Here is a 15,253-nt window from a genome sequence, read left to right on the forward strand (position 1 = left end):
CCCGCACATCCATAAGGGGTATTCATGAAGACCGCCAAAGACGTCCTGAAATCGATCAAGGACAACGACGTCAAATACGTCGACCTGCGCTTCACCGATCCGCGCGGCAAGTGGCAGCACGTGACCTTCGACGTCAGCATGATCGATGACGACATCTTCGCCGAGGGCACGATGTTCGACGGATCGTCGATCGCCGGCTGGAAGGCGATCAATGAATCCGACATGTGCCTGATGCCCGACCCGGTCACCGCGACGATCGACCCGTTCTTCGCCGAGACCACCATGGTCATCACCTGCGACGTGCTCGAGCCGACCACCGGCGAGCCCTACAACCGCGATCCCCGCGGCATCGCCAAGAAGGCCGAGGCGATGGTGAAGTCGATGGGCGTGGGCGACACCGTATTCGTCGGCCCCGAGGCCGAGTTCTTCGTGTTCGACGACGTGCGCTATTCGGCCGACCCCTACAACACCGGCTTCCGCCTCGACTCCTCCGAGCTGCCGATCAACTCCTCGACCGAATATGAGGGCGGCAACCTCGGTCACCGCATCCGCACCAAGGCCGGCTACTTCCCGGTGCCGCCGCAGGACTCGGTGCAGGACATGCGCTCCGAGATGCTCGGCGCGATGGCCAAGATGGGCGTCAAGGTCGAGAAGCATCACCACGAGGTCGCCTCCGCCCAGCACGAGCTCGGCATGAAGTTCGACACGCTGACGCTGATGGCCGACCAGATGCAGGTCTACAAGTACTGCATCCACCAGGTCGCGCACATCTACGGCAAGACCGCCACCTTCATGCCGAAGCCGGTCTATGGCGATAACGGCTCGGGCATGCACGTCCACCAGTCGATCTGGAAGGACGGCAAGCCGACCTTCGCCGGCAACAAGTACGCCGACCTGTCGGAGACCTGCCTGCACTACATCGGCGGCATCATCAAGCACGCCAAGGCGATCAACGCCTTCACCAACCCGTCGACCAACTCCTACAAGCGTCTGGTCCCGGGCTATGAAGCTCCGGTGCTGCTCGCCTACTCCGCGCGCAACCGTTCGGCATCCTGCCGCATCCCCTACACCGCGAACCCGAAGGCCAAGCGCGTCGAGGTGCGTTTCCCCGATCCGATGGCCAATCCCTATCTCGGCTTCGCCGCGATGCTGATGGCCGGCCTCGACGGCATCAAGAACAAGATCGATCCGGGCCCGGCGATGGACAAGGACCTCTACGATCTGCCGAAGGAAGAACTGAAGCAGATCCCGACCGTCTGCGGCAGCTTGCGCGAAGCGCTCGAGAGCCTCGACAAGGATCGCGCATTCCTCAAGAACGGCGGCGTGTTCGACGACGACTTCATCGACGCCTATATCGAACTGAAGATGACCGAGGTCGCCCGTTTCGAAATGACCCCGCACCCGGTCGAGTTCGAGATGTACTACTCGCTGTAAGCTAGCAGCACTGAACACACGCGAAAGGCGCTTCCGATGGAAGCGCCTTTTGTTTTTGGGGCATCTGTCATTGCGAGGAGCGAAGCGACGAAGCAATCCATACGTCCGCGCATACGGAGAGATGGATTGCTTCGCTTCGCTCGCAATGACGATGTGGCGAAAACGCCTCTTCTTCGCTTACACCTTCGCCTTCGCGACCCGCCGCCCCCCGGCATCGAGCGCGCCGAACTTGCCCGCGATCAGGTCCGGCGTCGGCATCATGCCGCCGAGCGACCAGCTCGCCGGCTCGCCCTCCTCGATCTTGACCCAGACGTTGCGGCGGAAGTCCGGGTCGCCCTGGCCCTCGACCTCGACCATGAGATCGGTGACGCGCTCGAGCAGCGCCTTCTTCTGCGCGACGTCGAAGATGCCGCGGACGGTGGAAATGGTGACGTAAGGCATGGTCTCTCTCCATTGCTGAGGTGGTGACAACGCAGCGAAGGTGGACCTGCATGACCCAAAGAGGCAGTGGCCGATCAGACAGAGATCGGGCAATATCCGCCATGGCCTGATCGCGCCGATCAGGTAGGATGCCGGCAACATCAGGAGGTCCCCATGAAGCTTGCGATACTCGCGCTGGAAGCCTGCATGCAATCGGCGGTCGCCGGCATCGCCGACATCCTCACGCTCGGCAACCATGTGATGGCGCTGCGCGGCGGCAAGGCGTGCTTCAGCTGGCAGACGCTCTCGCTCGACGGCAAGGCGGTGCGCGCCGGCGGCGGAAAGCTCGTTGCGGTCGACGGTGCCATCAGCAAGCGGGCCGCATTCGACGCAATCATCGTGCCGGGCAGCCTGGTCGATCACCTCACTGCCGAGCGCCTGCAACCGCAATATGACCGTGCCGGCGCCTGGCTGCGCCAGCAGCATGCCAGCGGCCGGCTGATCGGCGCTTTCTGCAGCGGCGTGCTGCTGCTCGCCAATGCCGGGCTGCTCGACGGCCGCCGCGCCACCATCACCTGGTGGCTGCAGAGCGAGCTCCGCCGCCGCCATCCCAGGATCGACCTCGCCAGCGACGCCGTCATCACCCAGGCCGATCGCCTGGTCTGTGCCGCCGGCCCGATGTCATGGGTCGACCTGCTGCTGCGGTTGATCGAGCTGGTCGAAGGCGCCGAGGTCGCGAAAGTCTGCGCCGACTACGCCGTGATCGACACCGCGCAACGCACCCAGGCGATCTTCATGCCGCTCGGCTACATGCTCGCGCAGGACCCGCTGCTGATGAAAGCGGACATGCTGGTTCGCCGCACCGGCAAGGCGCCGATCACGGTGCGGGGCCTCGCGCAGGCGCTGGGCCTGAGCGAACGCACGTTGAACCGCCGTTTCCGCGAATTGACCCACGAGCCGCCGCAAGCCTTCATCACGCGACGCCGCGTCGAGCACGCCCGCACGCTGCTGGAGACCACGGCGCAACCGATCAAGGCGATCGCCCGCGCCACCGGCTATGAGGACGAGAGCAGCTTCCGCAAAGCCTTCCGAAAGCTGACGCTGCTGTCGCCGCAAGCCTACCGCGCGCAGCGATCAATTCGCGCGGCGTAGCCGCGTCGGATGAGGAGCGCGTAGGATGGTTAGAGCGGAGTGAAACCCATCATGTCGAACCACGCGCAAATGATGGGTTTCGCTCCGCTCTACCCATCCTACCGACCGCGACGCGCCTACACCCGAAACAGTTTCGCGTAGCGCGCCTTGATCTCCTCGCTCTGCTCCTGCACCTGGGCGGGATCGGCCCTGAGCACCTTCAGCTTGTCGAGCGGCACGTGGCCGGCCTTCTCCTTCACCCCGGCGTGGAACGAGCGGTGCGCGAATTCGTCAGCCAGCATCTGCTGGGTTTCGGCGCTGAAGAAATAGCTCTGGAACAGCCGCGCCGCGTTCGGGTTCGGCGCGCTCTTGAAGATGCCGCTCGGCACGATGATCAGCGGCGCGCCCTCGGTCGGATAGACCACCTCGACCGGCTTGCCCTGGTCCTTGGCCAGCACGAGGTTGTAGTCGTTGCCGTCGGCCATGACGGCGCGCTCGCCGAGCAGGATCTTCTTCGGCGGATCGGCGGCCGACTGCACCTGCATCACCCGCTGCTGCGACAGCTTCTCCAGGTACGGCCAGCCGAGATCGCGCGCCAGCACGAAGGTTGCGGTCAGGATCGCGCCGGAGTAGCCCGGGTGCCCCTTGACGATCTTGCCACGCCATTTCGGATCGAGCAGGTCGGCATAGCTCTTCGGCGCGTCCTCGCGCTTTACCTGCTCGGTGTTGTAGCCGATCACCTCGAACCAGGCGCAGGAGGTCGCCGACGTGCCGTCGGGATCGATCTGGTCGGCGGGAAAATGCTTTGCGACGGATTCCGGCACGTAGGCCGCGAGCCAGTCGTTCTTCTTCCAGTCGAGGTAGTGCGCGGGATCGGTGGAGTTGGCGACATCGACGGCGTGGATGCCGCTGCCCTGCTCCTGGGCGATGCGCTGGAAGATGCGTTCGGCGCCTGAGCGCTCGACGCGGACGCTGATCCCCGGATATTTCTGCTCGAAGTCGCGCGCCAGGCGCTCCGCCGTGTTCAGTTCGAGCGCGCTGTAGTACGAGATTTTGCCTTCCTTCTTGGCCGCCGCGATCAGCTCCGGCGTCACGGCCTCAGCCGGCGGCGGCCCCGCCCGCAGCGGTTCGGCGAACACCATCCCGGCGGCGGTGGCCGTCGTCAGCTTGAGCCAGTCGCGTCGCGACCATTTGCGGTCCTGCATCCATCTACTCCCTGAAAGCGGGCCGTTGGCCGGCCGCTCGATTGTCAAGGGAGCATAGCGCGTAGGATGGGTGGAGCGAAGCGATACCCGTCCTACGGACCGATCACCGCCAGCTTCGGCGCAGCACCCGCATCCAGTTGTCAAAGCCGATCTTGCGCAGCGTGGCGTCGTCGAAACCGCGCCCGCGCAATGCCTGGATCAGGTTCTGGAGATGGCTTGCATCCCTGAGCGGACGCGGCATCACCGCACCGTCGAAGTCGGACCCCAGCGCGACGTGGTCGTCGCCCATCCGCTCGACCAGATAGCCGAGATGGTCGGCGACCGTCTCGATCGGGGCGTCGGGATCGCTGTGCCCGTCCGGGCGCACCTCGGACACACTGAAATTGAAGCCCACGACGCCGCCCGATGCTTTGACGGCATCGAGCTGCCGGTCGGTCAGGTTGCGGGTCGCGGGGCAGACCGCATGCGCGCAGGCGTGGGTGACCACGATCGGAGCCGTGCTGAGTGCCACGAGATCCCAGAAACCGCGCTCGTTGAGGTGGGCTGCATCGAGCATGATTCCGAGTTCGTTGCAGGCCTTCACCAGCGCCTTGCCGGCGTCGGTCAGGCCGGGACCGGTATCCGGAGAGCGCGGATAGGCGAACGGCACGCCATGGCCGAAGATGTTGGGTCGGCTCCAGACCGGGCCGAGCGACCGCAGGCCGCGGGAATAGAGCCGTGCCAGCCCGTCGAGATCGGCGTCGATCGCTTCGGCGCCTTCGAGGTGCAGCACGATCGAAAACACCGCGTCCCGCCGTGCCGCCTCGATCTCATCCACGGTTGTCACGCGTCGGATCTTTCCGTCGGCGCGGGCCATCATGGCATCCAGCCCGCTCAGCTGGGCATCGATGGTGCGGCGCGCATAGGCCGCATCGAGCGGCTCGGCAAGGCGCACCTCGTACCCGTCGGCGGTTCGCGTGAAATCGCCCTGTCGCGGATGCTCCGCCTTGGCGTACATCGCAAACAAGCCGCCGACCATGCCGCCTTCCCGGGCACGCGGCAGATCGAGATGCCCTTCCTCCGAGCGCACCAGAAAGTCCCGGCCGCCTTCCCGGTACTCGGCGAGCTGTTGAGCCGCGTCATTGTGGCCATCGAAGATCGCGATCATGGTGTGGTCCTGCACTGTGCATACCTCGCGTCGAACTTGCGCCAAGTAGGATGGTGGAGCGAACCGATACCCGTCAAACGGCGGACCGCATGAGAGATGATGGGTTTCGCTGCGCTCTACCCATCCTACGGACTGCCTCGGTCAGCCCGCGACTTGCGGATGATTGACCGCCAACTGAGCTGCAAAGGCCCGCTTGTAGGCGGGCCGCGATTCGCCGCGGGCGACGTACGCCGCAAGCTTCGGATGCCCGTCGAGCATGCCCGAAGGTTTGAGCCGGAGCAGCACCGACACCATCATCAGGTCGCCGGCGCTGAACGCGCCGTCGAGCCAGTCGGCATCGCCCAGACGATCCGACAACTGGTCGAGCCGCTGGCGGACACGATCCTCGACCAGCGGCAGGCGTTCCGCATGCCACGGCCGGTCGCGCTCGAACAGCCTTGCAGTCGCGAACTCGAGGATCGGCGGCTCCACCGTGTTGAGCGCGGCGAACATCCAGGCAATTGCGCGCGACCGGGCATTGGCGTCACCGGGCAGCAGGCCGGCATGGCGCTCGGCAAGGTGGAACACGATCGCCCCTGTCTCGAACAGGACGAGATCGTCCTCTTGATAGGTCGGTATCTGGCCGAACGGGTGAAGCGCCATATGTGCCGGCTCTTTCATCGCCGCAAACGAAACCAGGCGAACCGCGTAGGGTTGCCCGACCTCCTCAAGCGCCCAGCGAACCCGCGTATCCCGCGCCAGTCCCTTGCCGCCGTCGGGCGACCGCTCAAAGGCGGTAATCGTGATGGTCACTGCAGGCTTCTCCCGGCGAACGCGTTGGTTGCGCAGCTGGTTGTGGATCCCGGTGCGCGACGTACGCGCGCCCGCTCGCGCTTGTCAGCGCGTTCCCATCCTAGCTCTTTTCCGGCGGATTCTCGCGCAGGAAGCGTTCGAGATCGGGCTGCACGGAGTAGGGCTGCGGAACCGGGTCGCCCTGGAAGTCGACCTGAAGATCAAGGCAGCGTCGCAGCACCCGCGCCAGTTCGCTGCGCCGATAGGGCTTGGTCAGCAGCGGAATGCCGTGGCCCCCGCGCCCCTGTTGCGCCGGCAGGACCCCATCGCTGTAGCCCGAGGTGAACAACACCCGCAACGCCGGGCGACCGGCCATCAGCGTTTCCGCCAGTTGCCGGCCGTTCATGCTGCCGGGCATCACGATGTCGGTGAACAGGAGATCGAACACGGTGCCGCGGTTGACGATCTCGAGCGCGGCATCCGCGTTCGCCGCCGCCAGCACCCTGTATCCGAGGCTTTCGAGCTGGCCCGTGACGTAGTCGCGGATCGTGGGGTCGTCCTCCACGCAAAGGATGGTCTCGTCGCCGCCCCTGACCGGCAGATCATCCTCCTCGGCCGCGCGCTGCGCGATGCCGTCCGCCTTGGGCAGGTAGATCCTGAAGATGGTTCCGCGGCCCTGCTCGCTCCTGACCTCGATCCCGCCGCCGCTCTGCTTGACGAAGCCGAACACCATGCTGAGCCCGAGCCCGGTGCCCTGCCCGACCTCCTTTGTGGAGAAGAACGGATCGAAGATCTTCTCCAGATGCGACGGCGAAATCCCGGTGCCGGTGTCGGCGACCTCGATCACGAGGTGGTCGCCGGCGCGCTCGACGCCGTGCGCCACGGCGTCGGGAATCCCGAGCTGGATGTTGCGGGTCGCAAACGACAGCGTGCCGCCCTCGGGCATCGCATCGCGCGCGTTGATGGCGAGATTGACCAGCGCGGCGCCGAGCTGGCTGCGATCGACGAAGGCGAGCCAGGCGTTGCGGTTGAGCTCCGTCCTGATCTCGGTCTGCGATCCCAGCGTCTGCGACAACAGGCGGACCACTTCGCCGATCAGGTCGTTGACGTCGGTCTCGGCGGGCTGCAGCGGCTGCTTGCGCGCGAACGCCAGCAGGCTCGAGGTGAGCTGCGCGCCGCGATCGGCGGCATCGCTGATCAGCTTGGCGATCGCGGCAAGCTGCGGGTTGTCCTTGACCCCATCGGCCAGGATCTCGACCGTGCCGGTGATCACCGTCAGCATGTTGTTGAAGTCATGCGCGATGCCGCCGGTCAGCCGCCCAAGCGATTCCGTCTTCTGCGCCTGAATCAACTGCTCTTCGGCGATGCGGCGCTGGGTGACGTCCCTGACAAAGGAATTGATGATCCAGCCATCGCCGCGGCGCAGCGCATTGAGCGACACCTCGACATGGAAGCGGTGGCCGTCGCGGTGCACGGACGCGGTCTCATAGCGCATCCCCATGCCGCCGCCCGCGGCCTCCTGCAGGAAGCGGGTGATGCGCTGTCGATGCGCGACGCGAAGCTCCTCCGGAAATACCAGTTCGACGACGCGACAGCCGACCGCCTCGGAGCGCGTCCAGCCGGTGAGTGCCTCGGCCTGCGGGCTCCAGTCCAGGATGATGCCGTCCTGGTCGGTCTGCACGAAGGCATCGAGCGCGGTCCTGACGATGGCCTGCGCCATCTGCTCGCTTTCCACCAGCGCCTGGTGCGCCTGACGCTGCGCGGTGACATCGTGCAGCACGATGACCGCCCCGCGCAGGTTGCCGCCATCGTCACGCAACGGCCTGGCGTTGACGACGAGATAGACGGCCGGTTCGGGCCGCAGGGGTTTGACGATCAGTTCGCAATCGTCGATGTCCTCGCCGCGCAGCGCACGCGCCATTGGTGTGTCCGCGATCGGCATCTCGGTCGTACCATCGGCATAATAGTTCTGAAAATTGCGAACGCCGGTCAGCGTGTCAAAACCGGGCTCGACACCGTACAGCCGCCGCGCCGCCGCATTGACGATCACGATCATCGCGTGCTCGTCGGCGACCACCACGGGATCGCGGATGCTCTCGACGGTCTTCTCCAGCAGGTGCTGCCTGCTGCCCAATTGCGCCGACAGCTCGGCCAGCGTCGCGGCGAGCTGGGCGGCCTCGTCATTGCCACTCGGACGTATCGAGACCGGCTCGCCGCGCGACAGCGCGTCCGCCGCCCGCACCAACTGGGCGGGCGTCGTGGCCAGCGATCTCGCAATCAGCTCAGCAGTCATCAACACCACCGCAACCGCGCCGCCGGCGAGCGCCATGCCCGGCCAGGTGACGCCATGGATGAAGCCCAGCGTGAGCAGGAGTGTGACGACGGGAAACATCATCCCGACCGCCAGACGGCCCGACAAATTCATCCCGACCAACTCATCGTGAGCAGTTGCACCGGAAAATGGAAAAGGAAAACAGGAGCAGGAAAGGTATTGTCGGCGCCGGGGCAATATCGGGTGGCTTGCACCCAGTTGCTTAGCCGAGTCCGGCGCCGCAATCCGCCACTTTCGTATCCGTATAAGTACGGAGAACAGGGTTGAGTGCACGCCACTGCCGGCGGAGCCGGCGCTGGGTCGCGGGAATCCGAGCCGTCGGGCCCCCGGTTCGGGGCATCCTTGCGCGGGTGCCGCTGACCGCCGGCGCTCCGCAAGATCGCTCACCGCACTCCGGGAGGCCTTGGCCCGGCTTGGGCGTGCGGAGGGCGGCTATCCGACCTCAAAGGTTGGAGCTGTTGGAACGGATCGGCGCGGGCTTTGCCAGGCCCAGATGGTCGCGAAAGGTCGAACCGGAATATTCGGTGCGATAGAGGCCGCGCCGCTGCAATTCGGGGACGACGAGGCTGGTGAAGGCCTCGACAGATTCCGGCACATAAGGCGGGAAAATATTGAAACCGTCGGCCGCCCTCTCGTCAAACCAAAGCTCGATGTGATCGGCCACCTCGTTGGGATCGCCGACGACGACGGCGCCCGTGCTGATGTGTCCGATGATGAGATCGCGATAGGTCAGGCGATTGGGGCCTTTCACGTCGCGGCGAGTGAGACGCATGACATCGGCAAACAGCCGTTGGCCGCCCTCGTTGGCCTCTGCCAGCACCAAGGGGTCGACCGGTGAATCCCGGTCCTGGCTGGAGACGTCGACGCCGATCGCCGCCGATACCGCCGTGAGGTTGCGGCGCTTCCCCATCCTGCCCAGCGAACCGTAGCGGCTTGCCTCGCCGCCATCGCCCTCGGGCTCCAGCGCAATGAAGGAATTGAGATGGTCGAATATCGCAACCGCCTGCTGCGTCGTCTCGGCGACGACGGGCGTGAGCCCGGGCAGGATCGCGATATCGGCGTCGCTCCTGCCATACTTCCTGGCCCTGGATTTGACATCGGCATAGTAGGCCTTCGCGCTCTCGATCGTCGCCTGGCCGGCGAAGATGACATCGGCATCGCGCGCGCCGAGCTCACGCGAACGATCCGACGTACCGGCATGCAGGATCACCGGATGGCCCTGGGGCGGGCGCCTGACGTTGAGCGGTCCGGCGACGTCGAAATAGCGTCCCTTGTGGTGCAGCGGCGTGGTCGCATCGCTGTCCCAAAGTCCCCGCACCACAGCGACGAATTCATCCGCCCAATCGTAGCGCCGCTCGGTGTCCCAATGGGACTGGCGCGAGAAATTGCCGGCGGCGATTTCATCCGCGCCGGTCACCAGATTCCACGACGCCCGGCCCTGGCTCAGGTGATCCAGCGACGCCAGCATGCGCGCAAGATTATAGGGATCGTAATAGGTCGGATTGGCGGTGACGACGATACCGATATGGCTGGTCGCGGCGGCCAGGCTCGCCCCGGACACGAACGGTTCGAGGCGTGACATCTGGGAGGGATTGGTGCTTTGCAGGCTCGGATCGCTCGCCAGCCGGTCGCCAAGGAACAGAAAGTCGAACTTGGCCGCTTCCACGAGCTGGGTGACCCGCTGAAGGAATTCGATGTCGAAGGCGGCGCCTGCGTGGGAGGAAGGATAACGCCAGCCGCTGGGATGTGTGCCCCCGGCCCAAAACATCAGGCCGAAATGAAGTTCTCGCTTGGACATGGTGAAACGCTCGCGGGATGGTTCAGGCGGCCGTGTCGGCCGGCTGCTTTGAGGGCTGTTCGAACACATTGCGCGGCCTTGCCAGACCGAGTCTTTCGCGCAGGATGACCGATCCCTCAGTGGATCGTAGCCGTTGCCGCCGCACCAGCTCCGGGACGACATCCCGGGAAAAGTCATCCAGGCCGCTGCGGAGAATCCGCGGCACGACCACCAGACCATCCAGCGTCACGGCATGTGCCAGTGCCTCGATCTGGTCGGCGATCTCCGCCGGCGAACCTGCCACATGATTGGCAGCGTACGGTTGCGGCGTCCCTGCCGCGTGGTCCGACGCACTGACGGGCACGATCTCGGCAAACAGCCGCAGATCCTGCGTATCACGACCGGCGCCCCGCGCAGAAGCAAGCACGTGGTCGCGCAGGGCCACGGCGCTCCCTGTCGTCGCCGTCCCCAGGATGGCGATGTCGGCGTGCCGCCCCGCGAAGTCGGCCGACCGCTTGTCCACCACGCGATGAGCAACGATGACCTGGCCCTGGGGCGGCCGTGCAACGTTCAGCGGGCCCTTGACCTTGAAGGATGCACCGACGTGATCGATCGGATGGATCTTGGCGCCATCGACGAACACTCCGCTCTGTTTGTCGCGAATGAATGCATCATCCTCCCAGCTGTCCCAGAGCCGGCGCGCAATCTCGAGGATTTCATCGGCACGCACATAATGGACATCAGGCGCGAAGGCGGCCTGCCCGTAGTTTGCGCCGGCGGGATCGGCCGCGCCGGTCGAGGCCAGCCAGCCGGCACGCCCTCGCGTGACATGATCGAGCGAAGCAGCGAGCCGCGACACGTTATACGGCTCGACATAGCTCGTGTTGGCCGCAGCGATCAGGCCGATGCGACGCGTCCTGGTCGCGAGGAAGGACGCCGTGGTGAACGCTTCGCTGCGCACATCCTCCGCACGACCGACGCTGTCGTCGATCAGGAGAAACGCGTAGCCGGCCCCCTCGAGGTCCCGCGCGAAGGCAGTCAGGTCGAGGGGGTTCAGGGGATCGAAGCTTTCGGCGTGCGTCTGGTGCCCGGATTGCGGCGCATAGAGAAAGCCGAGGTGGAGCGGTTTGGCCATTCTGGTCTCCGTCTGTCAGGCCACGGTTGCCGTCGCGGCCGGCTCGAGCGCGCGGAGTGCGTCATAGATGCGGGCTTCGCGTTGCAGAAGCTCGATGTCGCCCCGCCGACGCGGGCGCGGCAGATCGAGGGTGACGATTTCAGCAATCCGCCCGGGCCGCGGCGAAAGCAGCACGATACGGTCGGCAAGAAACACCGCCTCGCCGACGTCGTGCGTCACGAACACGATGGTCTTGCGGCGCTGCTGCCAGATCCGGATCAGGTCTTCCTGCAACCTGTTGCGGGTGACGTAGTCGACCGCGCCGAACGGCTCATCCATCAGGAGGACGTCGGGATCATTGACGAGCGCACGCGCGATGCCGGCGCGTTGCTTCATGCCGCCGGAGATCTGGTGCGGGAATTTGCCGCCGAAGCCGTCGAGCCCGACCAGCGTGAGATGCTCATCGACCAGGCGGCGGGCTTGTGGCTTGTCCACCCCGCGCAATTCGAGCCCGAGGCCGACATTGGCCGCAACCGTTCGCCACGGATAGAGCGAGGCATCCTGGAACACGACGCCGAGCTCTCCACCGGGACCGTCGATCGGCTTGCTGCGAAATAGCACCGAGCCGCTGCTCGGCTGCTGCAGCCCGGCGAGGATTTCCAGCAGCGTGCTCTTGCCGCAGCCGCTTGCACCGAGCAGCACGATGAACTCGCCCTCCTCGACCGAGAAGCTGATGTTGCTGAGCGCACGCACCGGCGGCGTGCCGGGATAGACCTTGTCGAGAGACCTGATGGTGAAGGCAGGCATCCCCTCGCGCTCCCGCTTGCTCTCGCTCACTGCGTCTTGCGCCCGGGATAGACGAACGGCTTCACGTACTCCTGCGGGATGAAGCGCTCATCGATGTATTTGGCGGCGGCGTAGAACTCCTTCTGGTTACCGACATCGATCTCCAGCTGCTGCGTGTCGTGGATCGCCTTCGGATCGATCGCCGGATTGGCGTCCCAGACGTCGTCCTCCTGGTAGATCGCGCGCTTCACCGCCTCCGGATTGATCTTCAGGCGGGCCTGCAGCCAGGGCAGGTACTCGTCGTAATGCGCCTTGGCGTAGGTATAGGACTTGAAGTAGGCCCGCAGGCCCCGCCGCAGCAGATCGGGATCCCCGGCGATCACCGCGTCGCCCGCGATCAGGACGCCGGTGTGATAGGTCGGGAGATAATCCCAGGCCCGTGCAAGCGTGGTCGAGACTCCCTCGATCTCCCCGAGCGCCGCGAAGGGCTGATGGATGATGGTGGCGTCGACCTGGCCGGTTTCGAGCGCGCCGTAGGCCTTTTCGGTCGCGCCGGCGGCAAACAGCGTCACGTCGCGGTTGGGATCGATGCCTTCGGCCCGCAGCAGATACCGGGCAACCGACGCGAGGTTGCCGCTGGTGTCGGGTCCGACGCCGACCGTCTTACCCTTCAGATCCGCGAACGACTTGATGCCTTTCCGCGCGATCAGGAAATACGGTCCCTTCGAGCGGAAGGCGGCGGCGACGATCTTGATCGGCGCCCCCAAGGCGGCAGCCCGCAGATAGACGCTGGTCGGTCCGAAGGCGAAGGTCACGTCGCCGCGCGAGGTGGCGGTGACCGGATCCTGCGTTCCGACGAACTCGACGTTCAAGCCTTCCTCGGCGAAGAACCCCTTCTCCACGCCGAATACGATCGGCTGCTGCGTGTAACTCGTGGTGTCCTGCAGCTTGAGGGTTTTCTTCTCCTGCGCGCCGGCCGCCGCGGTGAGGCCGAGCGTGAGCGCGGCCAAGACGAACAGACGAGCTGGAAGGCTTGTGGAGAGCATGATCGATCCCTTCGAACGAGTAGTGACGGGAAGACGCGGAACCGGGACCGGTCAGACGTATTTCCACTTGAGCAAGACACGCCGCTCGAGCAGATCCACCAGATAGATGATCAGCAATGCGATCGACGTCACGAGAATCACGAGAGCAAAGACACCGGCGGTGTCGTAGATGCCCGACAACTTGTTGAGCAGATTACCGACGCCGGCCTTGGAGGCGACGATCTCGGCAAAAAGAGTCGCGAGCAGGCAGGTCGCCGCCTCGATGCGGACCGCAGCCATGATCGACGGTGTGGCGGACGGCAGCACCACTTTCCAGATGATCTGACGCTGGCTCGCCCCGAGCGCGCGCGCGACCTTGATATGATTGTCCTGGACCTGCTTGATGCCGGCAATCGTGTTGAAGACGAACAGGAAGTAGCAAAACAGGAAGATGATGAACACCTTGTGCTCGAAGCCGAGGCCCAGATACAGGGTGAGAAGCGGAATGATGGTGACCTTCGGGATCGCCATGAACCAGATCAGGAACGGGTTGAGAAAACCGATGTACCTTCGGGAATAGCCCCATGGCGATGCCGGTCGCAATGCCGAGGATTGCGCTGAGCGCCACGCCAACTCCCGCTTCGGCGAGTGTCACGGAGAGGTGAAACAGCAGATTCTCCCTGGTGACGAGCTGAGGGAAAGCAGCAAGAATCTGCGTCGGGGACGCCAGATAGATTCGTTTCACTGCACCGCTATCGACCGCGAGCTGTACAGCCAGCAAGATCGCGGCGACCACCAGGATCTGAACGATCACGATCCACGGGAGCTTTGCAGCGAGCGAGCGCAGCGGTGTGCGGCTGACCTTGTCTGCCGGTTGCATATCAACAACGGTTTCGATCGACTCGACTGACATGGCCATGCCCTATTACGCTACGGGCGGTGATCACGCTTGCGACCGTCCCCTTGCAGTGCGGGCAAGCTAGACCATTTCGGCAGACAAGTTATTCCATAGTTTGCGGCCGTGAGCGATGACCCGTCTCGTAAAGCGCCGTGCGACAGTGAAGGATATGCAGATGAAATACGGAACGCTCGCGAACACGGGAATCCAGGTGTCGCGAATTGCCTTCGGGTGTTCAAGCTATGGATCGAAGGACTGGATGCCGTGGGCGCTGAACGAGGAGCAGGCACAAGATCACTATCGTCGCGCCTTCGAGTCCGGCTTTACCTTCTTCGATACCGCCGACTCGTATTCATCCGGTCTGAGCGAAGAGATCCTCGGGCGTGCCGTAAAGCGTTTCGCCGCAGGCCGGGAACAGGTCGTGCTCGCCACCAAGGTGTTCTTTCCAATGGGAGCCGGCGCCAATCAGGGAGGCCTGTCGCGCAAGCACATTCGACATGCGATCGACGACAGCCTGCGCCGCCTCGGCACCGACTATGTCGACCTCTATCAGATCCATCGTCTCGATCCGCTGACGCCTTACGAGGAGATCCTCGAGGGGCTCGATGCGGTGGTGCGTGCCGGCAAGGCGCTACACATCGGCGCGTCGAGCATGCACGCGTTCCAGTTCGCCAAGTTGCAGGCACTTGCCCAAGCCAACGGTCTGACGAAATTCGTCACCATGCAGAACAAGTATAATCTTCTCTATCGCGAGGAGGAGCGGGAGATGATTCCTCTCTGTCTCGATCAGGGCGTCGGAGTCATTCCCTACAGCCCGCTGGCGCGGGGCCTGCTCGCCGGCAGCCGCCGCGACAACACCGAGCGGTCACGCGTCGTGAAGGACTTCTCGCGTCCGGAAGACGACGCGGTGATTGATCGCGTATTTGCCGTGGCACAGGCGCGCGGGTGCAAGCCAGCCCAGGTCGCGCTTGCCTGGTTGCTGCACAATCCAGCCGTGACGGCTCCCATCCTTGGTGCGACCAAGCTCCATCATATCGACGACGCCATTACTGCGCTCGACATCCGGTTCACCGACCAGGAGCTTGATACCCTCGAAGAAGCCTATCGTCCGCAACAGGTCCAGCACGATCGCAATGAGCAATTGCAGTCCGGGCAGACCGCGGCGGCGGACCTCAAGCGCCTGTTTCGCAAGTCAGCCGGCGCGCGATAGGAG

General features: G+C 64.7%; 14 protein-coding genes. 4 read left to right on the forward strand and 10 right to left on the reverse strand.

Annotated features, from left to right (window positions below; translation table 11 throughout):
• Window positions 1-24: 24 nt before the first annotated feature.
• Window positions 25-1,434 (forward strand): type I glutamate--ammonia ligase, encoded by a 1,410-nt coding sequence (gene glnA / locus JQ507_17865; protein QRI66889.1) that lies wholly within the window; start codon window positions 25-27, stop codon window positions 1,432-1,434.
• Window positions 1,435-1,611: 177 nt separating this feature from the next.
• On the opposite strand, the gene JQ507_17870 is transcribed toward glnA, so the two are convergent.
• Window positions 1,612-1,875: a tautomerase family protein gene (locus tag JQ507_17870; protein ID QRI66890.1), complete on the reverse strand. Its 264-nt coding sequence runs from the start codon at window positions 1,873-1,875 to the stop codon at window positions 1,612-1,614.
• Between the two features lie 153 nt (window positions 1,876-2,028).
• Here JQ507_17870 and JQ507_17875 point away from each other — a divergent pair, with 153 nt between their 5' ends.
• Entirely contained in the window at window positions 2,029-3,006 is a 978-nt protein-coding gene (locus JQ507_17875) for a helix-turn-helix domain-containing protein (protein QRI66891.1), read from the forward strand.
• Window positions 3,007-3,122: 116 nt separating this feature from the next.
• Here JQ507_17875 and JQ507_17880 read toward each other — a convergent pair whose 3' ends face one another.
• The 9 genes from JQ507_17880 to JQ507_17920 form a co-directional block, all read right to left on the reverse strand.
• A complete protein-coding gene (locus JQ507_17880; protein ID QRI66892.1) occupies window positions 3,123-4,190 on the reverse strand; it encodes an extracellular solute-binding protein in 1,068 nt (355 codons plus the stop codon).
• A gap of 103 nt (window positions 4,191-4,293) precedes the next feature.
• Window positions 4,294-5,337 carry a dipeptidase gene (locus JQ507_17885; GenBank protein ID QRI66893.1) on the reverse strand — a complete coding sequence of 348 codons (1,044 nt, stop codon included), beginning with the start codon at window positions 5,335-5,337 and terminating at the stop codon, window positions 4,294-4,296.
• 141 nt (window positions 5,338-5,478) lie between these two features.
• Window positions 5,479-6,129: a glutathione S-transferase family protein gene (locus JQ507_17890; protein QRI66894.1), complete on the reverse strand. Its 651-nt coding sequence runs from the start codon at window positions 6,127-6,129 to the stop codon at window positions 5,479-5,481.
• Window positions 6,130-6,229: 100 nt separating this feature from the next.
• On the reverse strand, window positions 6,230-8,533 hold the full coding sequence (locus tag JQ507_17895) for a PAS domain S-box protein (protein QRI66895.1): 2,304 nt from the start codon (window positions 8,531-8,533) through the stop codon (window positions 6,230-6,232).
• 349 nt (window positions 8,534-8,882) lie between these two features.
• On the reverse strand, window positions 8,883-10,238 hold the full coding sequence (locus tag JQ507_17900; GenBank protein ID QRI66896.1) for an NtaA/DmoA family FMN-dependent monooxygenase: 1,356 nt from the start codon (window positions 10,236-10,238) through the stop codon (window positions 8,883-8,885).
• Window positions 10,239-10,260: 22 nt separating this feature from the next.
• Entirely contained in the window at window positions 10,261-11,352 is a 1,092-nt protein-coding gene (locus tag JQ507_17905; GenBank protein QRI66897.1) for an LLM class flavin-dependent oxidoreductase, read from the reverse strand.
• 15 nt (window positions 11,353-11,367) lie between these two features.
• On the reverse strand, window positions 11,368-12,138 hold the full coding sequence (locus tag JQ507_17910; GenBank protein QRI66898.1) for an ABC transporter ATP-binding protein: 771 nt from the start codon (window positions 12,136-12,138) through the stop codon (window positions 11,368-11,370).
• Between the two features lie 26 nt (window positions 12,139-12,164).
• A complete protein-coding gene (locus JQ507_17915) occupies window positions 12,165-13,163 on the reverse strand; it encodes an ABC transporter substrate-binding protein (protein QRI66899.1) in 999 nt (332 codons plus the stop codon).
• 51 nt (window positions 13,164-13,214) lie between these two features.
• Complete coding sequence (locus tag JQ507_17920; protein QRI66900.1) at window positions 13,215-13,775, reverse strand: ABC transporter permease subunit; 561 nt, start codon at window positions 13,773-13,775, stop codon at window positions 13,215-13,217.
• A gap of 28 nt (window positions 13,776-13,803) precedes the next feature.
• Here JQ507_17920 and JQ507_17925 point away from each other — a divergent pair, with 28 nt between their 5' ends.
• Entirely contained in the window at window positions 13,804-14,052 is a 249-nt protein-coding gene (locus JQ507_17925) for a hypothetical protein (GenBank protein ID QRI66901.1), read from the forward strand.
• A 163-nt stretch (window positions 14,053-14,215) separates the two neighbouring features.
• Complete coding sequence (locus JQ507_17930; GenBank protein ID QRI73395.1) at window positions 14,216-15,250, forward strand: aldo/keto reductase; 1,035 nt, start codon at window positions 14,216-14,218, stop codon at window positions 15,248-15,250.
• Window positions 15,251-15,253 lie beyond the last annotated feature (3 nt).

It is taken from the genome of Bradyrhizobium sp. PSBB068, assembly GCA_016839165.1.
Lineage (GTDB): Bacteria > Pseudomonadota > Alphaproteobacteria > Rhizobiales > Xanthobacteraceae > Bradyrhizobium.

Coding starts and splice junctions, on each gene's coding strand:
- JQ507_17885 (QRI66893.1), bottom strand. CDS start 5,337: ATGATCGCGATCTTCGATGGCCACAATGACGCGGCTCAACAGCTCGCC.
- JQ507_17870 (QRI66890.1), bottom strand. CDS start 1,875: ATGCCTTACGTCACCATTTCCACCGTCCGCGGCATCTTCGACGTCGCG.
- JQ507_17910 (QRI66898.1), bottom strand. CDS start 12,138: ATGCCTGCCTTCACCATCAGGTCTCTCGACAAGGTCTATCCCGGCACG.
- JQ507_17900 (QRI66896.1), bottom strand. CDS start 10,238: ATGTCCAAGCGAGAACTTCATTTCGGCCTGATGTTTTGGGCCGGGGGC.
- JQ507_17930 (QRI73395.1), top strand. CDS start 14,216: ATGAAATACGGAACGCTCGCGAACACGGGAATCCAGGTGTCGCGAATT.
- glnA (QRI66889.1), top strand. CDS start 25: ATGAAGACCGCCAAAGACGTCCTGAAATCGATCAAGGACAACGACGTC.
- JQ507_17880 (QRI66892.1), bottom strand. CDS start 4,190: ATGCAGGACCGCAAATGGTCGCGACGCGACTGGCTCAAGCTGACGACG.
- JQ507_17895 (QRI66895.1), bottom strand. CDS start 8,533: ATGAATTTGTCGGGCCGTCTGGCGGTCGGGATGATGTTTCCCGTCGTC.
- JQ507_17915 (QRI66899.1), bottom strand. CDS start 13,163: ATGCTCTCCACAAGCCTTCCAGCTCGTCTGTTCGTCTTGGCCGCGCTC.
- JQ507_17905 (QRI66897.1), bottom strand. CDS start 11,352: ATGGCCAAACCGCTCCACCTCGGCTTTCTCTATGCGCCGCAATCCGGG.
- JQ507_17875 (QRI66891.1), top strand. CDS start 2,029: ATGAAGCTTGCGATACTCGCGCTGGAAGCCTGCATGCAATCGGCGGTC.